The organism is Paenarthrobacter sp. NPDC018779, from assembly GCF_044391085.1.
Lineage (GTDB): Bacteria > Actinomycetota > Actinomycetes > Actinomycetales > Micrococcaceae > Arthrobacter.
In genome coordinates this window covers 35,861-59,182 of the sequence record NZ_JBIRZS010000001.1, presented here as the reverse complement: position 1 = coordinate 59,182, position 23,322 = coordinate 35,861, and the positions used below count along the sequence as shown (strand labels likewise).

Annotated in this window: 19 protein-coding genes and 2 tRNA genes; 7 read left to right on the top strand and 14 right to left on the bottom strand. The window is 63.5% G+C overall.

Annotated elements, in window-relative coordinates; all coding sequences use genetic code 11:
• The first annotated feature begins 186 nt into the window (after positions 1 to 186).
• A complete protein-coding gene (locus ACH488_RS00320) occupies positions 187 to 858 on the top strand; it encodes a vitamin K epoxide reductase family protein (RefSeq protein WP_397321562.1) in 672 nt (223 codons plus the stop codon).
• 126 nt (positions 859 to 984) lie between these two features.
• Here the strand turns inward: ACH488_RS00320 and ndk are convergent, their stop codons facing one another.
• The 4 genes from ndk to ileS are packed head-to-tail and all read right to left on the bottom strand — an operon-like array spanning position 985 to position 6,550.
• Positions 985 to 1,401: a nucleoside-diphosphate kinase gene (gene ndk / locus ACH488_RS00315; RefSeq protein WP_397321561.1), complete on the bottom strand. Its 417-nt coding sequence runs from the start codon at positions 1,399 to 1,401 to the stop codon at positions 985 to 987.
• Positions 1,402 to 1,442: 41 nt separating this feature from the next.
• Entirely contained in the window at positions 1,443 to 1,895 is a 453-nt protein-coding gene (locus ACH488_RS00310) for a DUF4233 domain-containing protein (protein WP_397321560.1), read from the bottom strand.
• A 2-nt stretch (positions 1,896 to 1,897) separates the two neighbouring features.
• Positions 1,898 to 3,259, bottom strand: coding sequence for a bifunctional folylpolyglutamate synthase/dihydrofolate synthase (locus ACH488_RS00305; RefSeq protein ID WP_397321559.1), 1,362 nt, complete (start codon positions 3,257 to 3,259; stop codon positions 1,898 to 1,900).
• A gap of 3 nt (positions 3,260 to 3,262) precedes the next feature.
• Positions 3,263 to 6,550 carry an isoleucine--tRNA ligase gene (gene ileS / locus ACH488_RS00300; protein WP_397321558.1) on the bottom strand — a complete coding sequence of 1,096 codons (3,288 nt, stop codon included), beginning with the start codon at positions 6,548 to 6,550 and terminating at the stop codon, positions 3,263 to 3,265.
• Positions 6,551 to 6,877: 327 nt separating this feature from the next.
• Between ileS and ACH488_RS00295 the strand changes: the two genes are divergently transcribed.
• Together ACH488_RS00295 and ACH488_RS00290 are read left to right on the top strand one after the other, a co-directional pair.
• Entirely contained in the window at positions 6,878 to 7,792 is a 915-nt protein-coding gene (locus ACH488_RS00295) for an endonuclease/exonuclease/phosphatase family protein (RefSeq protein ID WP_397321557.1), read from the top strand.
• Positions 7,690 to 7,905, top strand: a complete 216-nt coding sequence (locus ACH488_RS00290; RefSeq protein WP_397321556.1) for a hypothetical protein — start codon at positions 7,690 to 7,692, stop codon at positions 7,903 to 7,905. The genes ACH488_RS00295 and ACH488_RS00290 overlap by 103 nt, the downstream gene beginning before the upstream one ends.
• Positions 7,906 to 7,909: 4 nt before the next feature.
• Here ACH488_RS00290 and ACH488_RS00285 read toward each other — a convergent pair whose 3' ends face one another.
• A complete protein-coding gene (locus ACH488_RS00285) occupies positions 7,910 to 8,677 on the bottom strand; it encodes an SDR family oxidoreductase (RefSeq protein WP_397321555.1) in 768 nt (255 codons plus the stop codon).
• A 73-nt stretch (positions 8,678 to 8,750) separates the two neighbouring features.
• Here ACH488_RS00285 and valS point away from each other — a divergent pair, with 73 nt between their 5' ends.
• Positions 8,751 to 11,372 (top strand): valine--tRNA ligase, encoded by a 2,622-nt coding sequence (valS, locus tag ACH488_RS00280; protein WP_397321554.1) that lies wholly within the window; start codon positions 8,751 to 8,753, stop codon positions 11,370 to 11,372.
• Positions 11,373 to 11,710: 338 nt separating this feature from the next.
• Positions 11,711 to 12,586: a DNA-formamidopyrimidine glycosylase family protein gene (locus tag ACH488_RS00275; RefSeq protein WP_397321553.1), complete on the top strand. Its 876-nt coding sequence runs from the start codon at positions 11,711 to 11,713 to the stop codon at positions 12,584 to 12,586.
• Positions 12,587 to 12,603: 17 nt separating this feature from the next.
• Here ACH488_RS00275 and ACH488_RS00270 read toward each other — a convergent pair whose 3' ends face one another.
• From ACH488_RS00270 to ACH488_RS00245, 6 genes are all read right to left on the bottom strand, one after another.
• Positions 12,604 to 13,227: a DsbA family protein gene (locus tag ACH488_RS00270; RefSeq protein ID WP_397321552.1), complete on the bottom strand. Its 624-nt coding sequence runs from the start codon at positions 13,225 to 13,227 to the stop codon at positions 12,604 to 12,606.
• Positions 13,228 to 13,307: 80 nt separating this feature from the next.
• The gene (gene clpX, locus ACH488_RS00265) at positions 13,308 to 14,597 is read right to left on the bottom strand and encodes an ATP-dependent Clp protease ATP-binding subunit ClpX (protein WP_397321551.1); all 1,290 of its coding nucleotides are present in this window, start codon (positions 14,595 to 14,597) and stop codon (positions 13,308 to 13,310) included.
• A 182-nt stretch (positions 14,598 to 14,779) separates the two neighbouring features.
• Complete coding sequence (locus ACH488_RS00260; RefSeq protein WP_387437112.1) at positions 14,780 to 15,439, bottom strand: ATP-dependent Clp protease proteolytic subunit; 660 nt, start codon at positions 15,437 to 15,439, stop codon at positions 14,780 to 14,782.
• Positions 15,440 to 15,476: 37 nt separating this feature from the next.
• The gene (locus ACH488_RS00255; protein WP_397321550.1) at positions 15,477 to 16,100 is read right to left on the bottom strand and encodes an ATP-dependent Clp protease proteolytic subunit; all 624 of its coding nucleotides are present in this window, start codon (positions 16,098 to 16,100) and stop codon (positions 15,477 to 15,479) included.
• A 219-nt stretch (positions 16,101 to 16,319) separates the two neighbouring features.
• Positions 16,320 to 17,699 carry a trigger factor gene (gene tig, locus ACH488_RS00250; RefSeq protein WP_397321549.1) on the bottom strand — a complete coding sequence of 460 codons (1,380 nt, stop codon included), beginning with the start codon at positions 17,697 to 17,699 and terminating at the stop codon, positions 16,320 to 16,322.
• A 71-nt stretch (positions 17,700 to 17,770) separates the two neighbouring features.
• Positions 17,771 to 17,845: transfer RNA gene (locus ACH488_RS00245), tRNA-Pro, on the bottom strand.
• Between the two features lie 126 nt (positions 17,846 to 17,971).
• Here ACH488_RS00245 and ACH488_RS00240 point away from each other — a divergent pair.
• Positions 17,972 to 18,045: transfer RNA gene (locus ACH488_RS00240), tRNA-Gly, on the top strand.
• Positions 18,046 to 18,118: 73 nt separating this feature from the next.
• Here the strand turns inward: ACH488_RS00240 and ACH488_RS00235 are convergent.
• From ACH488_RS00235 to ACH488_RS00225, 3 genes are all read right to left on the bottom strand, one after another.
• Positions 18,119 to 19,006, bottom strand: a complete 888-nt coding sequence (locus ACH488_RS00235) for an Fpg/Nei family DNA glycosylase (RefSeq protein ID WP_397321548.1) — start codon at positions 19,004 to 19,006, stop codon at positions 18,119 to 18,121.
• Positions 19,006 to 19,488 (bottom strand): ribose-5-phosphate isomerase, encoded by a 483-nt coding sequence (locus ACH488_RS00230; RefSeq protein ID WP_387437108.1) that lies wholly within the window; start codon positions 19,486 to 19,488, stop codon positions 19,006 to 19,008. The genes ACH488_RS00235 and ACH488_RS00230 overlap by 1 nt, the downstream gene beginning before the upstream one ends.
• A 92-nt stretch (positions 19,489 to 19,580) precedes the next feature.
• On the bottom strand, positions 19,581 to 20,591 hold the full coding sequence (locus ACH488_RS00225) for a hypothetical protein (RefSeq protein ID WP_397321547.1): 1,011 nt from the start codon (positions 20,589 to 20,591) through the stop codon (positions 19,581 to 19,583).
• A 95-nt stretch (positions 20,592 to 20,686) separates the two neighbouring features.
• Here ACH488_RS00225 and pepN point away from each other — a divergent pair, with 95 nt between their 5' ends.
• Positions 20,687 to 23,287, top strand: a complete 2,601-nt coding sequence (gene pepN, locus ACH488_RS00220) for an aminopeptidase N (RefSeq protein ID WP_397321937.1) — start codon at positions 20,687 to 20,689, stop codon at positions 23,285 to 23,287.
• Positions 23,288 to 23,322: the final 35 nt, after the last annotated feature.

Here is a 23,322-nt window from a genome sequence, read left to right as displayed (position 1 = left end):
TGGATCGACTCCCGGCCATGTTCATTCTCTCATACCCCTACACATTCGAGTGGTAGGAAGGTGTGTCGATCTCCCCTTCGCCGCCGCCCGGAAGCTGGATGCCACCTTCAGCATGCGGGGTTAGAATCCTCCCAACAGCCCTTCCCGGCCACGCCGGGCCATCTGCCGAAAAGGATCACAACCGCGATGCCAAGCACCGCCAAGGGAAACCTGGACCACAAGTCTTCCGTCCCCGTCGAGGCGCGGGACCCCCAACCGGACACGATGCCCGCGATGGTTCGCAACCGGCCCTTTGGCTGGCTGCTGCTGGTCACCGGCGTCATTGGATGGCTGGCCTCAGGGGCACTGGTCCTGGAAAAGCTCCAAGTGCTTCAGGACCCCAACCACATCACCGCGTGCGATGTGAATCCGTGGATCTCCTGCGGCGCCGTCATGAAGACCTGGCAGAGTTCCCTGTTTGGCTTCCCCAACATGTTCATCGGCATCGTTGCCTTTGCCATCATCATCACCACGGCCATGGGGCTACTCTCCGGGGCCAGGTTCGCCCGTGGTTACTGGATCGGACTGCAGGCCGGCGTGACGCTGGGCTTCGTCTTCGTCATCTGGCTGTGGTCGCAGGCCTTGTACGCGATCAACGTCCTCTGCCCGTTCTGCATGGTGGTGTGGGCTGTCATGATTCCCATGTTCGTCTGGGTGACCATCCGCAACCTGAGCACCGGAGTCATCAAGGCTCCCGCAGCGCTGGTCAAGCTCCTGGGCGATTCGGGCTGGATCATCGTGGCACTGCTCTACGTGGCCGTCATCGCCACGATCTTCTTCGCTTTCCTCCATGTCTTCGCCGGAACCTCCGGCTACTAGGATTCAGCTGCCTACCAGGATTCAGCCGCCTCTTAGGATTCAGCTGCCTACCAGGATTTAGCTACACAACGCAGAAGGTCCCGTGTTCCTTTGAACACGGGACCTTCTGCGTTGTGCTTCCTGGCTTTACTCGAACCAGATCTTGATTTCACGCTCGGCAGACTCAATCGAGTCCGAGCCGTGAACGAGGTTCTGCTGGACAGCCAGGCCCCAGTCGCGGCCAAAGTCGCCGCGGATGGTGCCCGGGGCGGCCGTCGTGGGATCGGTGGTGCCGGCCAGCGAACGGAAGCCTTCGATCACACGGTGGCCTTCGAAGACTGCCGCCACTACGGGGCCGCTGAGCATGAATTCAACCAGCGGCTCATAAAACGGCTTCCCCACGTGCTCTTCGTAGTGCAGTTCCAGGAGTTCACGGGTGGCGTTGACCTTCTTCAGCTCAGCCAGCGTGTAGCCCTTGGCTTCGATGCGGGCCAGGATGCTGCCGCTGAGGTTGCGGGCGACGCCGTCGGGCTTGACCAGGACGAGGGTCCGTTCAATGCTCACAGTTGCTCCAATGTGGTTGCTTGGTGGGTTTCCCAGCCAGTTTACGGGGTTTCCGGCTCTGTCCCGTCACGGTGTGCCGCGTCCCATTCGGCCTGCTCCCGGTCACGTTGCTGCACCTCACGGTCGATCCTCATGCCTGTGCGGATCCCGTACCACCAACAGACCGCGAACAGGATGCCGACAATGAACATGGTGGGCTCGGCCAGGCCGGTAAGGATCAAGACGATCTGCAGTGCCCAGCCGAGGCCCACACCCCACGGCTTCGACAGCACGGCGCAGGTCAGCACCAGGATGACGCTCAGGGCGATGCCAACGCCGAGGATGACTCCGGGAGCCACCTCGCCGCGCTTCAACCCGAAGACCACCAGCGTGCCGAAGAAGGCCACGAAGGCCTCGAGGAGCAAGACCGTGGAGCCGAACATCACCTTGGTGGAGCGGCGCTTCTTGGGCATCCCGGGACGCCATTCCCTCTGTGCTTTGGTCAGCTTCGCCATGCTTAGGCACCTGCCTTTCCGAGGAGGATGCGCGCCTCCGCCACCAGGGTGATGGACCCCGTGACCAAGACGCCACCGGCAAAGTCGTCGTTGGATTCGGAGCGCTCCACGGCCCATTCGAGGGCGTCGTCGAGTTTCTCCGCAATGTGCACGTTCTCTTCGCCGAACCCCAGGTCCACGGCGATTTCGGCCAGTTCTGCCGCGGGGATTGCCCGGGGCGAGTTGGACTGGGTAAAGCAGAATTCCTCGGCCAGGTCGCCCAACTGCTCCTTGAGCGTCTTGAGGATCTCCTCTGCGTCCTTCTCCTGCAGGATTCCCACCACCACAACCAGCTTGCTGAAAGCGAACGCCTCATGGATGGCTTCAGCCGAGACCCGGATGCCATCAGGATTGTGGGCTGCGTCCACAACGATCGTTGGAGCGGTCCGGACCACCTCCAAACGGCCGGGCGAGCTCACGTTGCCGAAGGCCTCCCGCAGCACCTCAGCGTCGAGTTCCTTCTCTCCCCCGCCAAAGAACGCTTCGAGCGCGGCAACAGCCACGGCCGCGTTCTCCGCCTGGTGGGCGCCATGCAACGGCAGCAGCAAGTCCTCGTAGCGCCCGGCCAGGCCCTGGATGGTGAGCACTTGGCCTCCGACGGCAACGCTGCGGGACTCCACGCCGAATTCGACGCCCTCGAAACGGAACGGAACATCCACTTCACGCGCCTTGTCCAACAGGACCTGGGCGGCATCAACCGGCTGCGCCGCGCTCACGAGGAATCCGCCAGGCTTGATGATGCCTGCCTTCTCGTAGGCGATGTCCTCGGTGGTGTCTCCAAGGAGGTCGGTGTGGTCCAAGGAGATTGGGGTGATCACGGAGACCTGGCCGTCGCCCACGTTGGTGGCGTCAGTGATGCCCCCAAGGCCCACCTCGAACACGGCCACATCCACAGGCTGGTCAGCGAAAACCGCGAAGCCCAGGATAGTGACGCATTCAAAGTAGGTCAGGCGCGGCTGCCCGTCGGCAATGAGCTCGTTGTCCACGATCTCCAGGTAAGGCCGGATCTCGTCCCAGATCCGGACGAACGTCTCATCCGGGACGGGTTCGCCGTTGATGCTGATGCGTTCGGTGACCTTGGACAGGTGGGGACTGGTGTAGCGTCCCGTGCTGAGGCCGTGTGCGCGCAGTCCGGCCTCGATCATGCGGGCCGTGGACGTCTTTCCGTTGGTTCCCGTGATGTGGATGATCGGGTAGGCCTTGTTGGGCTCGCCCAGCACATCCATGGCGCGGAACAACGGTGCCAGGCGCGGCTCCATCTTGTTCTCCGGCGCCCGGCCGAGCAGCTCGGCGTAGACGCTCTCAACTGAGAATTCGTCGGTCATGAATCAGGCCCCTGCTTTCGCTACGGTGACCTGCGGTTCTGCGGCGCTGGAAAGGAGCACCTCGAGTTCCAGGGTCAAGGTTTCGGTTTTGACGAGCTCTGCATTGGCGTTGAGCGCATCAACCACGTCCTGCTGCGCCTCCACGGAGGTGCGGATGCGGTCGCTGACGTTGAGGCCGGCGTCCTTGCGTGCCTGCTGGATGGCACGGACCATGTCACGGGCAAGGCCTTCGGCAGCCAACTCCGGCGTCACCTCAGTATTCAGGACAACAAACCCGCCACCCGGCAGGACGGCAGCTGCGGCAGCACCGCCGTCGGCCGCTTCAGCCACAACGGTTTCCAGGGTGTATTCCTGCGGCTCGAGCTCGAGTCCGCCGGCAACTACCACTCCAGCATCGTTCACGGACCAGTCGCCGGACTTGGACCCCTTGATGGCCTGCTGGACGTTCTTGCCCAAGCGGGGGCCGGCGGCACGGGCATTGACCACGAGTTTTTGCTCGATGCCGAATTCCTCCGGCGACGCCGACGCTGCATCCAGCAACCGCACGGACCGCAGGTTCAGTTCATCGGCGACGACGGCGGCAAAACCTTCCAGCGCGTCTGCACCGGGTGCCACGACAGTCAGTTCCTGCAGCGGGAGGCGGACACGGAGGTTGGCTGCCTTGCGCAGGCTGGAGCCGGTGGAGCAGATCTGCTGGATGCGGTCCATGGCCTCCACGAGTTCCGGATTTGCCGGGAACAGCGAAGCCTCGGGCCAGTCGGCAAGGTGCACGGAACGGCCACCGGTCAGGCCACGCCAGATCTCCTCGCTGACAAGCGGCAGCAGGGATGCCGAAACGCGGCACACAGCCTCCAACGCCGTGTACAGGGCGTCGAAAGCATCCACGTTCTCGTCGAAGAAGCGCTGGCGGCTGCGGCGTACGTACCAGTTGGTGAGCATGTCCAGGTAACTGCGCAGCTCGTCACAGGCACCGGAGATGTCATAGGTATCCAGGCTTTCGGTCACCTTGCGGACCAGGTCGCCGGTGTTTGCCATGAGGTACTGGTCAAGGGTGTCCGCGTAGCCGTCATAGCGCAGCCTGGCGTCGTAGCCCGAGCCCCCGTTCGCGGCGTTCGTGTACAGCGTGAAGAAGCTGTACACATTCCACAGCGGAAGGATGACCTGCCGGACACCGTCACGGATGCCCTGCTCTGTGACGATCAGGTTGCCACCGCGCAGGATCGGGCTGGACATCAGGAACCAGCGCATGGCGTCGGAACCGTCGCGGTCCAGCACCTCGGACACATCCGGGTAGTTGCGCAGGCTCTTGGACATCTTCTGGCCGTCGGAGCCCAGCACGATTCCGTGGCTGATGACGTTGCGGAACGCCGGTCGGTCAAACAGCGCCGTGGACAGGATGTGGAGCATATAGAACCAGCCACGTGTCTGGCCGATGTACTCCACAATGAAGTCCGCCGGATTGTGGGTGTCGAACCACTCCTCGTTCTGGAACGGGTAGTGGACCTGGCCGTACGGCATGGAGCCGGAATCGAACCAAACATCCAGGACGTCCTCAACGCGGCGCATGGTGGACTTACCCGTGGGGTCGTCCGGGTTGGGGCGCGTCAGCTCGTCAATGAAGGGACGGTGCAGGTCCACCTGGCCCTCGTTGTTGACTGGCAGGCGGCCGAAGTCCGCTTCGAGGTCGGCGAGGGATCCGTACACATCGGTGCGTGGGTACTCAGGATCATCGGACTGCCACACCGGGATGGGCGAACCCCAGTACCGGTTGCGGCTGATGGACCAGTCACGGGCGTTCTCAAGCCACTTGCCGAACTGGCCGTCCTTGACGTTGCCCGGGATCCAGTTGATCTCCTGGTTCAGCTCGGACATACGGTCCTTGAACTTGGTGACCTCAACGTACCAGGAGGAAACCGCGCGGTAGATCAAGGGGTTGCGGCAGCGCCAGCAGTGCGGGTAGCTGTGCTCGTAGCTGGCCTGGCGGACCAGGCGGCCGTCGGCGCGCAGCACCTGGGTGATGGGCTTATTGGCCTCGAAAACCTGCAGGCCGACGATGTCGGCAAGCCGGCCATGGCCGAACAACGGCAGGAACTTCGCACCCTCATCCACGGAGAGGACCACGGGGATGCCTGCGTCTTCACAGACCTTCTGGTCGTCTTCACCATAGGCCGGGGCCTGGTGGACGATGCCCGTACCGTCGGTGGTGGTGACGTAGTCGGCCACGAGGATCCGCCACGCGTTCTGCGTCCCGTACTTTTCGGCATCGGCGAAGTCGTTCCACAGCGGCTCGTAGTCGAGCCCTTCCAACTGGGAGCCTGCGTAGGTGGCCGTGACGGCGGCAGTTGCGGCAGCAGCGTCGTCGTACCCCAGGTCCTTGGCGTAGGAACCCAAAAGGTCAGCCGCGAGAAGGAAGCTGCCCGTCACCGGAGCCTCCGGTGAAGCGGCCTTCACGCCGCTGGGGCCGGCGGGGACCACAACGTAGGAGATGTCAGGCCCGACGGCGAGCGCAAGGTTGGTGGGCAGCGTCCAGGGCGTGGTGGTCCAGGCGAGGGCCTGCACGCCTGCGAGCGCCTGCGAAACCTCGGATTCGCCGCCCTTGATGGGGAACGTCACGGTGACGGTCTGGTCCTGGCGGTTCTTGTAGACGTCGTCGTCCATGCGCAGCTCGTGGTTGGAGAGCGGGGTCTCATCCTTCCAGCAATAAGGCAGGACCCTGTAGCCGTTGTAGGTGAGGCCCTTCTGGTGCAGTTGCTTGAAGGCCCAGAGCACGGACTCCATGTATTCGACGTTGAGCGTCTTGTAGTCGTTGTCGAAGTCCACCCAGCGGGCCTGGCGGGTGACGTAGGCCTGCCACTCGTTGGCGTACTTCATCACCGAGGCACGGCAGGCGTCGTTGAATTTATCGATGCCCATGGCTTCGATCTGGGTCTTGTCAGTCATGCCCAGCTGCTTCATGGCTTCGAGCTCGGCGGGGAGGCCGTGGGTGTCCCAGCCGAAGCGGCGCTCCACGCGCCTGCCGCGCTGGGTCTGGTACCGGCCCACCAGGTCCTTGGCGTAGCCGGTGAGCAGGTGGCCGTAGTGGGGCAAGCCGTTGGCGAAAGGCGGGCCATCGTAGAAGACGAACTCGTTGCTGCCGTCTTGTCCCGCGTCGCGCTGGTCGATGCTCGCCTGGAAGGTGCCGTCCTGGTCCCAGTACTTGAGGATGCGCTCTTCGATCTCCGGGAACTTCACGGAGGCGGATACGCCTTGGGCGCCGGAAGGCGATGCTGAGGCCTTGGGGTAGTGGGTCATCTCGAATCCTGGTGATAGCTGGTTGACTGTCAGGATGCGAGGACGGCTCCAGTCCTGTTTCGCAACAGTCCAGGCACCGCGGTACCACCTCACTTACCGGAACACGGCGTCCCGGCCTCTCATTACTGCTGTGACGGGCTTACCCGTCCGGTTCTACTGGGAACTGGCCGCAATTGCGGTCAGTGCTGTTCTTCCGGAAGCTCACCGGTGATGGCCGGGTCAACGCTGGTTATCAGAGTCTAGCGGCAGCGGGGCACCATCGACTACTTTCCAAGTCATCCCCTGGGTGGACGGGTCCCGGGTGGATGGCTGCATAGACTCGGCCACATGACTGAACCTGCCGCCGCCCTCCCGGCTGTCCATCGCCGGCGACGCACGGCCTCGATTGCCTGGTCTGTTGCCGCCGTCCTTGTTGCCCTTCCGGTGGCCAGCTTGTCCTTGTTCCGGGCCATCGACGTTGAGTGGCCGTTGCTGGTGGTCCAGGCACTGGCTTTCACGCCGTGGCTGGTGGTTCCCGCCGCTGTTGCGCTGGTGCTGGCCGCCCTGGGTCGGCGTCGTTTGACGGTGATCACGACGGCGGCCCTGCTGGCTGTGCAGCTCTTCTGGCTGTTCCCGCTGGACTACGGCCGCCCGGTGGCTTTAAAGGAGGGGACGGCTACCGTCCCGCTGAAGGTGATGAGCCTCAATACCGAATTTGGTGAAGCCGAAGCGGCCACGATCGTGCAACTGGTCCGTGACCATGGCGTCCAGTTGCTGGCCCTCCAGGAGTTTTCGCCGGCGTTGCAGGAACGGCTCAGCGCCGAGGGACTCGATGCCTTGCTGGCCAACAGGATCAGTACCCCCAATGACGACGGATCCGGCGCCGCCGTGTACTCGGTCTTCCCCCTGGCGTCGGAGGGTCTTCTGCCGGACACTCCCTTCCGCATGGCGGCCACCCGGGTTGTGGTGGAAGGTTCCGGGGCCAAGGGGGCCCTGACCCTGACCAACGTCCACGCCCTCCCGCCCGTGGATGAGCGGATCGGCCAGTGGAGGAGCGACCTTCTCAAGCTTTCCCGCCAGGCCGGGAGCCAAGGTAACCAGGTGCTGATAGCGATTACAACGCCACGTATGACCACGCCGAGTTCCGGGCCCTGTTGGAGGTGGGCAGGGACGGCAACAAACTGGTGGACGTCGGCACGGCCACGTGGGGAAGGTTGTCCCCCACGTGGCCCATGGAAGGCCCGCCGTTGCCGGGCGTCGTGATCGACCATGTGGTCACCTCGCCCCGGATCGGCAACAGCGCCTACTCAGTGCACACCGTTCCGGGCACGGACCATGCCGCCCTCATTGCCCAGCTCAGCGTTCCTGCCGGCTAGGCCCTTAGTCCTGCTTGCGGATGAGCTTGTGGTTGGCTGCCTGCGCCACGGGACGGATCACGATCTCGTCCAGGTTGATGTGGTGTGGCAGGGAGACGGCGTACCGGACCACGTCGGCAACGTCGTCAGCGGTCAACGGCTTCTCCACCCCGGCATACACCTTGGCCGCTGCGTCCTTGTCACCCAAGCGGTTCAGCGCGAACTCCTCGGTGTGGACCAGGCCCGGGGCAACCTCGATCACCCGGATGTTGTTCCCCACTTCCTCCAAACGGAGTGCGTTGGTCACTGCATGCTGGGCGAACTTGGCTGCGTTGTAGCCGGCGCCGCCTTCATAGGCCGCCAGTCCGGCGGTGGACGTCAGATTGAGGACCGTACCTTCGCCGTTCTCCCGGAGCATGGGCAGGAAGGCGCGGGTGATTTTCATGGTGCCCAGCACGTTGACCTGATACATCCAGTCCCAGTCCTCGGTGTCCGCGTTGCCGATCGTGTCAGCGCCGCGGGCCCCACCGGCAATGTTGATGAGGGTATCGGCTCCCCCGCCCTCGGTGACGGCGGCAAGCAGGGCTGCGACGTCGTCGCCGTTTGTCACATCGGCGGCGAAGGGAACGGCGCCGGTCGCGGCACCCAGGGCTTCCAGGCGGTCTGCCCGGCGCGCCACGGCGTAGACCTTCCATCCTTCGCCGCTCAGCGCCCGGACCGTTGCCTCGCCGATGCCCGTGCTGGCGCCGGTAACGACTGCCGTCTTGTTCTGTGTCTGTGCTCCCAAAGTCATGGCACCACCCTATCGAGGGCAGGGCCCGCCGCCGAAGGCGCCCTGTAACTCCGGGCCATGAAACAATTGGTCCATGGCTGAATCAACGCAGGGTACAGACACGCCCGCCACCGCCCCCATTAACGTTCCCGACAAGCCGGCCCTTGAAGGCCTCGAAGCTGCCTTGACGCAGCGCTGGCTCGCGGAAGGAACCTACAAGTTCAACCCGGACACCACCCGGGAGCAGGTCTACTCGATCGATACTCCCCCGCCGACTGCCTCGGGTTCACTCCACGTCGGCCACATGTTCTCCTTCACGCAGACTGACGTCCAGGCGCGCTACATGCGCATGACCGGCAAGAACGTCTTCTACCCCATGGGCTGGGACGACAACGGTTTGCCCACCGAGCGCCGCGTCCAGAACTACTACGGCGTACGCTGCGATCCCGCCATCCCGTACAACGCCGACTACCGCCCTCCCGCGCAGCCGGCCAAGAACCAGCGCGACTTCGATGTGGTCTCCCGCCAGAACTTCATCGAACTGTGCGAGGAACTCGCCGTGGAAGACGAAAAGGTCTTCGAGAACCTGTTCCAGACGCTTGGTTTGTCCGTGGACTGGAACCTGACGTACCGCACCATCGACGACACGTCGCGTGCGGTCTCCCAGCGCGCGTTCCTCGCAAACCTCGCCGCCGGTGACGCCTACATGGCCGAGGCGCCCACGCTGTGGGATGTCACGTTCCGCACCGCCGTGGCGCAGGCTGAGCTTGAGGACCGCGAGGTCCCGGGCGCCTACTACCGCTACCCCTTCTTCACCGAAGACGGCCAGAAGATCTTCATCGAGACCACCCGTCCCGAACTGCTTGCCGCGTGCGCGGCCCTGGTGGCAAACCCCGACGACGAGCGGTACCAGCCGTTCTTCGGCAAGACCGTGAAGTCCCCGCTGTTCGACGTCGAACTCGAAGTCAAGGCCCATCCCCTTGCCAAGGCGGACAAGGGTTCCGGAATTGCCATGGTGTGTACCTTCGGTGACCTCACCGACGTCACGTGGTGGCGCGAACTGCAGCTGCCGACGCGCGCCATCATGGGCCGCGACGGCCGCATCATTGCCGAGACTCCCGAATGGATCACCACGGAGGCTGGCAAGGAGGCCTACGCTGCGATCGCCGGGAAGACGGCTTTCTCGGCCAAGGAAGCCGTGGTTGAGCTCCTCTCCGCAGCGGGCCTGCTGGACGGCGAACCGAAGAAGATCACCCACCCCGTGAACTTCTTCGAGAAGGGCGACAAGCCCCTCGAAGTGGTCACGTCCCGCCAGTGGTACATCCGCAACGGCGGCCGGGACGAGGACCGCCGCGAACGGCTGATCGGGCGTGGGCAGGACATCGACTTCCACCCGTCCTTCATGCGCTCCCGCTACGAAAACTGGATCGCCGGCCTGAACGGCGACTGGCTCGTTTCGCGCCAGCGCTTCTTCGGCGTGCCGATCCCCGTCTGGTACCCGCTCGATGCCCAGGGCAACCCGGACTACGACAACCCGATCCTGCCGTCCGACGGGATGCTCCCAGTGGACCCTGCCGCCGACGCAGCTCCGGGCTACGAGGAATCCCAGCGTGACCAGGCCAACGGGTTCACCGGCGACGCCGATGTGCTGGACACCTGGGCCACGTCCTCCCTCACGCCGCAGATTGTGGGTGGATGGAGCCGTGACGAGGAGCTGTTCGCCAAGGTCTACCCGTTCGACCTGCGTCCGCAGGGCCACGACATCATCCGCACTTGGCTGTTCTCCTCGGCCGTCCGCGCCGATGCCTTGCAGAACAGCGCTCCATGGAAGCACGCTGCGATCTCCGGCTGGATCCTGGACCCGGACCGGAAGAAGATGTCCAAGTCCAAGGGCAACGTGGTGGTTCCCACCGATGTCCTGAACGAATACGGCTCCGACGCCGTCCGTTACTGGGCAGCATCTGCCAAGCTCGGCGCGGACACCGCGTACGAGATCGCACAGATGAAGATCGGCCGGCGTTTGGCCATCAAGCTGCTCAACGCCTCCAAGTTCGTCCTGAACCTCGGCGCCACGGAGAATTCCGTGGTCACCAACCAGCTTTCTGTCCTCAGCAACCCGCTGGACCGGGCCTTGCTCGCCCAGCTTTCGGACGTCGTAGCCCAGGCCACCAAGGCCTTCGACAACTACGACTACGCCCGGGCCCTGCAGATCACCGAATCGTTCTTCTGGCAGTTCACGGACGACTACGTCGAACTGATCAAGGACCGTGCCTACGGTGCAGCCGGCGAAGCCGAGCAGGCCTCCGTGCTTGCGGCCCTCGCCACCACGCTGGACTCGCTCCTGCGTCTCTTCGCACCGTTCCTGCCTTTCGCCACCGAAGAGGTGTGGAGCTGGTGGAGGACCGGTTCGGTGCACCGCGCCGCATGGCCTTCTGCCCTGGAAATCGCCGACGGCGACACCACCATGCTGGGCACGGTGGGCTTGGCCCTCAGCGGCATCCGCAAGGCCAAGTCCGAGGCCAAGGTCAAGCAGCGGACCGAAGTGCTTTCTGCCAATATTTCGGCAACGGAAGTGCTCGTGGCGCAGCTCAAGGCCGGTTTGGGTGACTTGAAGGCCGCCGCAAACGCCCAGGAGATCACCCTGCAGTCCGGTGAAGGCGATCTGACGGTCAGCGATGTCGTCCTTGCGCAGCCGGAAGAGACACCCGCCTCGTAGCAGCCATCGCCCAGGAGTTTTTGGGCAAAGGGGAAGCCCCATCAGCGTTTTGCCGTTGGTGGGGCTTCGACTTTTCGGCTGTCCGGTGACGACTTGACAGTCTGGCGGAATCCTTGGAATTTCAGGTCTTCCTACCACGTCACTGGTAGCTTGCTTCCGACTTTGCCAAAGGCTGCGTCGGTTGCATATCACTGAATCTTCGGTTTCCGTGTCCCTCTTCTTTCGAAGTGGGTAAGAACCATTGTTGTCCTGCCCGGGCCGATCCACAAGGCTTCCGAAAGAACTACAATCCTGTAGTTTCCGGGACCTTTTACCGCTGCGTGTGGCAGAGTATTCCCATGCCGGAACTGCCCGAAGTGCACGGCCTGTGCACCTACCTGGACACGCAACTGAACGGAGCGGTGCTGACGAGTGTCCGCATCAACTCCATTGCCGCGCTGAAAACGGCAGATCCCCCCTACACGGCCCTGGAGGGTCGGACCATCCGCGGGGTGCGGCGCTTTGGCAAGTTCATCTGCGTCGATGCCGACGGACTGTTCTTCGTCTTCCATCTGGCGAAGGCCGGCTGGGTTCGGTACACCGAGCACCCGTCCTCGGCAACGCTGCGCATGGGTAAGAGCAACATCGCTGCCCGCCTGCTCCTGCACCGCGGAATCGATGACACCCACATCGGGCTGGACCTCACCGAGGCTGGAACAAAGAAGAGCCTGGCCGTGTACGTGGTCCGCGATCCCCTGGATGTCCACGGCATCGCGACGCTGGGCCCGGAACCACTGAGTCCCGATTTCGATGTCGAAGCGTTCGCCGGAATAGTCCGTTCAAGCCCGCAACAGATCAAAGGACTGTTGCGGAGCCAAGCCGTGATCGCCGGAATCGGCAACGCCTACAGCGACGAGATCCTGCACGCTGCCAGGATCTCCCCCTTCGCGATTGCCAAGTCCTTGGACGAGGAGACGGTTGGCCGCCTGTATGGGGCCATGCAGGAAGTGCTGGTGGGCGCCGTCGCGGCAGCGGCCGGCAAACCGTCCCGTGAACTCAAGGACACCAAACGGAGCAATTTCAGGGTCCATGCCAGGACGGGACAGGCGTGCCCGGTATGTGGAGACACAGTGAGGGAGGTGTCCTTCGCGGACACCTCCCTCCAGTACTGCGCTACGTGCCAAACAAACGGCAAGATCCTGGCCGACCGCAGGACTTCGCGTTTCCTCAAATAGCGGCCGAACAGCTCACCCTAGTTGAACTCGGGCCGTTCGGTGCGGCTGCGCTTGAGCTCGAAGAAATGCGGGTACCCGGCAAGGGCCACGGTTGCGTCCCAGATCTTTCCGGCGTCTTCGCCACGGGGAATGCGGGTCAGGACCGGGCCGAAGAAAGCCGTACCGTTGAAGGCAACCACGGGCGTTCCTACGTCCTGCCCCACCAGGGAGATACCTTCCTCGTGGCTGGCACGCAGCTGGGCGTCGAATTCGTCCGAGTCGGCGTATCGCGCCAGTTCTGCCGGAAGGCCGACTTCGGCCAGGGCTTTACGGATCACCGACGGACGGTCCTTGTTGCCCTCGTGGTGGATTTCCTCACCCATGGCGTCATAGAGGGGCTTGACGTACTCGCTGCCGTGCAGCTCCTGCGCCGCGATGATCACCCTGACCGGACCCCAGCTCATGTCCATGAGTTCGCGGTAGTCATCGGGCAGGTCGCGGCCTTCATTCAAGACGGACAGGCTCATGACGTGCCACTGCGTCTCGATTCCGCGGACTTGCTCCACTTCGCCGATCCAGCGGGACGTGATCCACGCAAACGGGCAGGCGGGGTCGAACCAGAAATCGGCCTTGTTGACGGCTTGCTCGGTCTGTTCAGGCACAGGAAATCTCCTCAGGAAGGTGGCAACGGGCACGCTAAACGTGAAAGGCGGACAGGGCCGCTGTTTGGTGTAACGGGTGGTCAGGCGGACTTATTCCGCCGCTTCGCCACCACGTCATGGGCAATCATGGTTGGCTGCGCCTTCTTGGCCACTACGTCCTCGGTAATGACCACGGTGGCGATGTCGTCGCGGCTGGGGAGGTCGAACATGACCGGCAGCAGGACTTCTTCCATGATGGCGCGCAAGCCACGGGCTCCTGTTCCACGTTCCAGGGCCTGGTCCGCGATGGCGTTCAAGGCGTCGTCGTCGAACTGGAGTTCCACGCCGTCGAGCTGGAACATCTTCTGGTACTGCTTCACCAAGGCGTTCTTGGGCGTCGAGAGAATCTGGATCAACGCGGGGCGATCCAGATTGGACACTGTGGTGATCACCGGGAGCCGCCCGATGAACTCCGGGATCAGGCCGAACTTGAGCAGGTCCTCCGGCATGACCTCACCGTAGGTATCCACGTTGTCCTTGACCTCGTTGAGCGGGGCGCCAAAGCCGATGCCCTTCCGTCCCGAACGGGAACCAATGATGTCTTCCAGGCCTGCGAACGCGCCTGCCACGATGAACAGCACGTTGGTGGTGTCGATCTGGATGAATTCCTGGTGCGGGTGCTTGCGGCCGCCCTGCGGAGGCACCGAGGCCACCGTGCCTTCGAGGATCTTCAGCAAAGCCTGCTGAACCCCCTCGCCCGAAACATCACGGGTAATGGAGGGGTTCTCGCTCTTGCGTGAAATCTTGTCGATCTCGTCGATGTAGATAATGCCTTGTTCGGCCTTCTTGACGTCGTAGTCAGCGGCCTGGATGAGCTTGAGCAGGATGTTTTCGACGTCTTCGCCAACGTAGCCGGCCTCGGTGAGTGCCGTGGCATCGGCCACCGCGAAGGGTACGTTGAGCCGGCGGGCCAGGGTTTGCGCGAGGTAGGTCTTGCCGCAGCCGGTGGGGCCGATCAGCAGGATGTTGGACTTGGCGATCTCCACGTCCTCGTGGTGCGGTCCCTCGCCCAGGCTGCCGGTCTTCGGTGCATGGCCTGCCTGGATGCGCTTGTAGTGGTTGTAGACGGCAACAGCGAGCGAGCGCTTGGCCGGCTCCTGGCCGATCACGTATTCCTGCAGGAAGTCGAAGATCTCGCGCGGCTTGGGAAGTTCGAAGCTGCCCAGGTCCGAGACCTCGGCGAGTTCCTCTTCAATAATCTCGTTGCAGAGTTCAATGCACTCGTCGCAGATGTACACGCCGGGCCCGGCAATCAGCTTGCGAACCTGCTTCTGGCTCTTTCCGCAAAAAGAACACTTCAGCAGATCCGTGCTCTCGCCAATCCGAGCCATGTGTGAATCCCTTCGTTGCGTGCGGGTGATGGGGCTCCGCGCCTTGCTCCATTGTGCGGCCAGACCGCGGTTGGCATCACCGTGACTTCTTCCACTCTAGGTCACAATGAGCCGCTTGGGTGGAAACAGAACGCCGGTGCGGTCCATATTTCGCGAACCGCACCGGCGTCGTTTTCCGGATGCTACCGGGCGATTGCCTGGGGCTTGATCTTCCGGGAGTCCAGTACCTGGTCAATCAGGCCGTAGTTCCGGGCTTCCTCGGCCGTGAGGATCTTGTCGCGCTCGATGTCGTTGTTGACCTGCTCGGCCGTGCGGCCGGAGTGGTGGGCGAGCGTCTCCTCGAGCCACGTCCGCATGCGCATGACCTCAGCGGCCTGGATCTCCAGGTCCGAGGCCTGGCCTCCCTGGCCGCCTGACAGTGCCGGCTGGTGGATCAGGACGCGGGCGTTCGGGAGGGCAAGGCGCTTGCCCGGGGTGCCGGCTGCCAGGAGGACGGCCGCGGCACTGGCTGCCTGGCCCAGGCAGACCGTCTGGATCTCCGGACGGATGTACTGCATGGTGTCGTAAATAGCGGTCATTGCCGTGAACGAGCCGCCCGGCGAGTTGATGTACAGGGTGATGTCGCGGTCCGGGTCCGTTGATTCAAGGACCAGCAATTGGGCCATGATGTCGTCGGCGGAGGCATCGTCCACCTGCACGCCGAGGAAGATGATGCGGTCCTCGAACAGCTTGGTGTACGGGTCCTGGCGCTTGAATCCGTAGGGGGTGCGTTCTTCGAACTGGGGCAGGACGTAGCGGCTGGACGGGAGGTTGCCGGCAGACCATCCGAAGTTGTAGTTCATTGTTTACTCCTGGGTTTTCAGTGGTTCGTGGTGCCGGCTAGTTTTCGGTGGAGGACGCCGCGTCGGACTGGTTGGCAGTTCCACCGCCACCGGCCACCGAGCCGGCGTGCGCCGAGATCTTGTCGAAGAAGCCGTACTCCAGTGCTTCCGCGGCAGTGAACCACTTGTCGCGGTCGTTGTCCTTGAGGATGGTCTCAACGGTCTGGCCCGTCTGCTCGGCGGTGAGTTCCGCCATGACCTTCTTCATGTGCAGGATCAGCTCAGCCTGGATCTTGATGTCCGAGGCCGTTCCACCGATGCCACCGGAAGGCTGGTGCATCAGGATACGGGCGTTGGGGGTGGCGTAACGCTTGCCCTTGGTGCCGGAGGAAAGCAGGAACTGTCCCATGGAGGCGGCCAGGCCCGTGGCGACCGTGACGACATCGTTGGGAATGAACTGCATGGTGTCGTAAATGGCCATGCCGGCCGTTACCGAACCGCCAGGCGAGTTGATGTAAAGGTAGATGTCCTTCTCAGGGTCTTCGGCCGAGAGCAGGAGAAGCTGTGAGCAAATGGCGTTGGCATTCTCATCGCGGACTTCGGAGCCGAGCCAGATGATGCGCTCTTTCAGCAGGCGGTTGTAGATGTAGTTGTCCTGGGCCGCGGGATCGACAGTTGCCATCCGGGGAGCCTCTGATTGCTGTGACATAAGTACTTACCTCTCGCTGGTGCCAGTGACATCACTGAACTTCACTACATGGACACTAACCGTATTCAGGGGTGATTTGTTCGCCGGAATCGCACTGTTCGCTGACGGCGCACGTTTGTGGACGGCGCCTGGCACGGCCTTAAAGCAAACCGGCCCCGGATCGAATGATCCGGGGCCGGTCAGGGCCTGAAACTAGAACTTCACTGCTGCGGGGTCATCGCTGGCAACGGTTTCAGCTTCCTCGGCAGCCTCTGCTGCGGGAGCTTCTTCCACGGCTTCGCCTGCGGGGCGCACGAAGTCGGTCAGGTCCACCTTGTTGCCTTCGGAGTCCACAACTTCGGCCTGGCCGAGGACAACGGCCAGGGCCTTACGGCGGCGCACCTCGGAAACCATCATGGGAACCTGGCCGCTCTGATCGATGATCTGGGCGAACTGGTTGGGGTCCATGCCGTACTGGCTGGCGGTGGTGACGATGTAGTCGATCAGCTCGTTCTGGCTGACGTTGACTTCTTCCTTGTCAGCAATGGCGTCGAGGATGATCTCGTTCTGGAACGCACGCTCGGTGTTGGCCTTGACCTCGGCGCGGTGCTCTTCGGTGTCGTGGTCACCTTCGCCGTGGGCGTTCTCCGGGTTGAAGTGCGATTCGAGCTGCTCTTCCACTACCGAAGCCGGAACCGGAACCTCAACGAGCTCAACGAGCTTGTCCAGGACCTTGTCGCGGGCCTCGACGCCCTGGCCGACAACCTTGGAATCGGCTGCCTGCTTGGCGAGGTCCTCGCGGAGTTCCGCGAGGGTGTCGAACTCGGAAGCCAGCTGTGCGAAGTCGTCGTTCGCCTCGGGGAGTTCGCGCTCCTTGACGGCCTTGACAACAACCTTGACCTGGGCGGCTTCGCCGGCGTGGTCGCCACCAACCAGCGTGGTGTCGAAGATGGCTTCCTCGTCAGCGGAGAGGCCCTCAACGGCTTCATCCAGGCCTTCGAGCATGGTGCCCGCGCCAACCTGGTAGGACAGGCCGGATGCGGAGTCGATCTCTTCGCCGTCGATCGTGGCGGTGATGTCGATGGTGAGGAAGTCGTCGTTCTTGGCTGGACGCTCAACGGACTTCAGCGTGCCGAAGCGGCCGCGCAGCTCGTCAAGGGCCTTGTCGACATCGGCGTCGGAGGACTCAGCAGCTGCGACCTCCACCTTGATGCCCGCGTAGTCCGGCAGTTCGATTTCGGGGCGAACGTCAACCTCCACCTGGAACTTGAGCTCGCCGTCGGTTGCGGACGGGTCCGGAACCTCGGTGATCTCAACCTCGGGGCGGCTCAGCGGGCGAACGCCGGTTTCCTGCACAGCGGCCTGGTACCAGCCGTTGAGGCCATCGTTGATGGCAGTCTCCAGGACGTAGCCGCGACCGACGCGCTGGTCGATGAGCTTGGAGGGAACCTTGCCCTTGCGGAATCCGGGAACCTGGATCTGCGAAGCAACGGTCTTGTACGCGGCATCGATGCTCGGCTTCAGTTCCTCAAAGGGAACCTCAACATTGAGCTTGACCCGCGTGGCGGTGAGGTTCTCGACAGCGCTCTTCACAGTCTAAGTACTCCTGGATTGATGGGTATGGGGTTCTGTCGTGTTCCAAGAAATGGACACGAAACACAGAGTCGGGGTGACAGGATTTGAACCTGCGACTTCCTGCTCCCAAAGCAGGCGCTCTAGCCAAGCTGAGCTACACCCCGAACGCACAGGACAGTCTACGGGCAAGCGGGCCAGGAATGCACATTTGACACCGTCGCCGGAATTAGGTTTAGTTGTACCCGGCTTGAACAGCCACAGGGAAGATGTCCTGAACAGGAGATCCTTTCGGGGACGTAGCTTAATGGTAAAGCCTCAGTCTTCCAAACTGATTACGCGGGTTCGATTCCCGTCGTCCCCTCCAGGGAATATCCCTTCCAGGGAAAACAAAAGAGCCCCGATCCACCAGGATCGGGGCTCTTCTGTTATTTCCGGCATCAAACCTGGCAGCCAGGGCACCAGTAGAGTTTGCGGGCACCGATTTCGGCCATGCCCACTACCGTCCCGCAGGCGCGGCAGGGCAGTCCCTCGCGTTTGTAGACGAAGTGGGCGTCGGCGTCGGGCGCCGTTTCCGCTCCATCTGTCCACAATGCCGGCGGCGTGGTGACAATTCGACCGTCGCGGACGCCGTCGGACATGGTGGCAACGGCGTCATCCCACAGGCGGCCGGCGGTGCCCGTATCCACGGCAGTGCCGGGCTTCCACGGGTCCACCGCCTGCCGGAACAGCACCTCGGCGCGGTAGATGTTGCCCACCCCCGCCAGGACCGACTGGTCCATCATCAGGAGCGCGACGGCGGTCTTCCGCTTCCGCAGCCGCCGGATGAACTCATCGCGGTCGCCGGGCCCATTCCGCAAAGGGTCCGGGCCCAGCCTGCCGAGCACCTTGGCTGCGTCATCGGACGTAATGGCGGCGCATGTCGTAGCCCCGCGGAGGTCCGCCCAGCCGTGGTCGGAGACAAGGCGGACGCGGACGGCCCCCACCGGCTCCGGCGGTCCGGAATAGTCCGTGTCAGCACCGGACGGCCCGGATTCGCGCTCACCGATCCGGCGAGGCGCACCAATGCTGGACGCACCCGCGAAAGAACTGTCTCCCCCGAAGTTCCACGCCCCGTAAAGACCGAGGTGCACATGAAGGAAAAGGTCATGGTCGAACTTCAGGAACAGCTGCTTGCCGTGGGCAAGGGCGTCCACCATGATGTGTCCATCCAGCAGCGCCGCCCCCTCGGCGAACCGCCCTTGCGGGCTGCTCACGCGAAGGCGCCGGCCACCGAAGACATCCTGGAACTGGCGAGCCAGCCTGTGGATGGAATGCCCTTCAGGCACTATTCGACGATCTCGCCGGTGGTCTCGTACACCGCGATTTTGCCGATGCGGCGAACGTGGCGTTCGTCGTTGCTGAAGGGCTCCTGGAGGAAGGCCTCAATCAGTTCGGTGGCTTCTTCCACGGTGTGCTGGCGGCCGCCGACTGCGATGACGTTGGCATCGTTGTGCTCGCGGGCCAGCTTGGCCGTGGACAGGTTCCATGCGAGCGCGGCGCGCACGCCTTTGACCTTGTTGGCCGCGATCTGCTCACCGTTCCCCGAGCCACCCAGCACGATCCCCAGCGCATGGACTCCGGCTTCCTGGTCCGCCACCACGGCGACGCCTGCGTTGATGCAGAACGAGGGGTAGTCATCCAGGGCGTCATATTCCTTGGGTCCGTGGTCCACGACTTCATAGCCCTTGGCGGTGAGGTGGCTGACCAGGTGGGCGCTGAGTTCCATGCCGGCGTGGTCCGTGGCGATGTGGACGCGGGGTGTAGTCACAGGAAGTCCGTTCTTTGTGGCGCAGGCGGCACAGCACTGGGCAACAGCTCAGCATTGGCCAAGGCGCGGCGGGGAGGGATGCGTTACCTAGATTACCGCGAGCCCGGTTGATGGGGCTGCCCGTCCTGGTGTGCCCGTTCGGCAGCGCGGTTAAGGATGCCGGCGAGTTTGTCCGCGGCAACCGTGGTACCGGCACTCAGCGCCACCCGCCCACCGTTGAGCCTTCGAACGACGACGGCCGGCCCGCTGCTGACCAACATTGCGGTGGCGCCTTCGTGGTGGCGCCAGCCCCAACCGCCATAGTCGGCGGCTTTGACGTCGGTGGGAGCCGCCGCGGCAATATCGACGGCGGGAACGTTCAGTACGGGGACTAGGCCGCCGGCAAACACCTGCAGCCCTCCCCTGTCCGCACGGACCCGTGCGAACAGGAAGCCCGCGCCCACCAGTCCCGCCACGGCCAGCAAGGCCCCGAGCCATGGGACGGCTACTGCGATCAAAGCAGCCGGGAAGAGCGCGGAGATGATGATCATGATGAAGACCGAACTCCGGGCGTGAACCCACATCCGGAGCGTGTCCCGGGCCAGATCGGGATCGGCGGCCCGCAGGCGTTCGGCTTCGAGCGCATGGTCGTCCTCCTGCGTCCACCGCGGATCCGGCTTGAAGGCAAACGTCATCACCACGCCGAGCGCCACCGCGGCGCCGCTACCCATCGCCAGAACGATCGGATCGACATGTGACAACCTCGCGTCACCGACTCCGGACTGCCCCACGAGGCCCGCTGCCAGGACCGTGGTGATGAACAGGCTGACCATCAGCCCCAATCCCATCATGACGCGGCGCATTACCACGGGCCGCGAGATGGGTACGGACTGGAGGAAGGCGACCCAACCGAAAAAGACGATGAGTCCTGCGCCGCCGGCCACATAGGCTCCGAACGGCGCGAACGAACTGCCGCCGTCGGCGTTCCACATCACGGCGACGGGATCCGGAAGGCTGTTCCGCAGCATTTGGGCGCACACCACGAATCCCACGGCGAGCAGCAGTGGAAAGGCCAGCGCGAACCGTAGTGCGCGGGTGTCGAGCGAATCCCGGAACGTTCCCATGGTTAAACGCTACTCCGTGGTGGCGACACTGTGCGGACTCCTCCTTGCCAACAAGCGACAGAGTGAAAGAATGGCTTCACACCAGCGACCGGATCATGATCCCGGCCGGCCACCCCAATCTTCTGGAGGCACACTTGCCAGGCCTTAACCTGACCCGCGACGAAGCCGCGAAGCGCGCGGAACTGCTCAACGTCGAGTCCTACAACGTCACCCTGGACCTGACCAAGGGCGCCAAAGTCTTCGGATCCACCACTGTGGTGCGTTTTTCCGCGCAGGCTGGATCATCAACGTTCATCGACGCCATTACGGACGCAGTCCACAGCGTGACGCTGAACGGAACCGAACTGGAACCATCCGAAGTCTCGGACGGCGTGCGCATCCAGCTCCCCAACCTCAGCGAAGAGAATGAACTCACCATCGTTGCCGACGCTCCGTACATGAATACGGGCGAGGGCCTCCACAGGTTCGTCGACCCGGTTGACGGCGAGGTGTACCTCTACACGCAATTCGAGGTCCCGGACTCCCGGCGGATGTTTGCCGTTTTCGAACAGCCGGATCTCAAGGCAAGCTTCACGTTCACCATCACAGCGCCATCCCGCTGGGATGTAGTGTCCAACTCCCCCACTCCTACGCCTGTGCAGGCAGCAGCGGGTGAGGACGGTGCGGCCCGGTCCGTGTGGGAATTCGCCCCCACGCCACGGTTGTCCTCGTACGTCACCGCGTTGATCGCCGGCCCCTACCAGTCCGTCCGTTCCCAAGTGACAAGCTCCGACGGCCGCGTGGTGCCGCTGGGCGTCTTTGCCCGCAAGTCACTCATGCAATACCTGGACGCGGAGAACATCTTTGAGCTGACCCGCCAAGGATTCGAGTTCTTCGAGGCCCAGTTCGGCTGCCCCTACCCATTCGAAAAGTACGATCAGCTCTTCGTCCCCGAATTCAACGCCGGTGCCATGGAAAACGCCGGCGCCGTGACCATCCTGGAGGGCTACGTCTTCCGCGGCAAAGTCACCGAGGCACAGGTTGAGCGGCGCGCCATCACGGTGCTGCACGAACTGGCGCACATGTGGTTCGGCGACCTGGTGACCATGCGCTGGTGGAACGACCTCTGGCTGAATGAGTCGTTCGCCGAATACATGTCCCACCTTGCCGCTGTGGAAAACACCGAGTTCGACCGCGCCTGGACCACCTTCGCCTCGGTGGAAAAATCCTGGGCCTACCGCCAGGACCAGCTCCCCACCACGCACCCGATCTTCGCCGAGATCAACAGCCTCCAGGACGTGGAGGTCAACTTCGACGGCATCACCTACGCCAAGGGCGCATCCGTGCTCCGCCAACTGGTGGCATGGGTGGGACCCGAGCAGTTCATGGCAGGCGTGCGGACCTACTTTGCCAAGCACGCCTGGTCCAACACGGAACTCAAGGACCTCATGGTGGAACTCGAGGCCGCGAGCGGCAGGGACCTGGATCAGTGGGGCCGGTTGTGGCTGGAGACGGCAGGCGTCAACACCTTGGCGCCTGAGCTCGCTGTCGATGCGGCCGGAAACATCACGGACTTTGCCATCCTGCAAACAGCCATCACCGAGCAGCCAACGCTGCGTCCGCACCGCCTGGCCGTGGGCTTCTACAACCTTGTGGACGGAAAGCTGGAGCGGATCCACCGCGAAGAACTCGACGTCGACGGTGCACGCACGGAAGTTCCCGGCCTGGCGGGACTCGCCCGCCCGGACCTGGTGCTCCTCAACGACGACGACCTCGCTTACGCAAAGGTCCGCCTGGATCCCGAGTCGCTCGCAACGGCCAAGGCACACCTCAAGGACTTCTCCTCGAGCCTGCCACGGACGCTCGTGTGGGGTTCGGCCTGGGACGCTGCCCGCGACGGCGAAACTCCTGCCCGAGGCTACGTGGACCTCATCCTGGCCAACATCGCCCACGAAACGGATTCCTCCGTGATCCTGGTCCAGCTGCGCCAGCTCGCCACGACGCTGACGTACTTCGTGGCCGCCGGGCACAAGGACGAAACGGCCATTGCCGCGGCTGACAAGCTCTGGGAGCTCGCGTCCGCGGTGGAACCGGGTTCCGACGCGCAACTGCAGTTCGCCAAGTCGTTTGCCCAGATCTGCCGCAGCGACGCCCAGTTGGACCGCATCCAGGCCCTCCTGGAGGGAAAGGAAACGCTGGCGGGACTCACCATCGACCAGGACATGCGGTGGGAACTGCTGACGGCTTTGGTTGCCGGTGGCCGCCAGGGACAGGAACGCATCGACGAAGAGCTGGCGCGGGACAACACGTCCAACGGCCAGAACGCCGCCGCGCAGGCCAAGGCAGCCATTCCCACGCCTGAGGCCAAGGAAGCCGCCTGGGAATCGATCGTGGTCAAGGGAGAGCTCTCCAACGCCCTGCAGGCTTCGGCGGTGGCCGGCTTCATGCGGGTACCCGACACGGCACTCCTGGAGCCCTTCGCGGAGAGGTACTTCGAGGCGGTCCCTGGAATCGTCAAGGAACGTACCCACGCCCTGGCGCAGCAGATCGTGGTGGGCCTCTACCCCGCCCAGTTGACCACCCAGGCCACGGTTGACCGGACAGACGCGTTTCTTGCCGGACTCCCTGAGGACAGCGCCGCCTTGCGCCGCATGATGCTGGAGAACCGCGACGCCGTGGCGCGGGCACTGCGCGCCCGGGCTGCCGACGTCGGCTAAGCCTCGCCAAGGTCCATGCGGACAGTCTCCGGCCG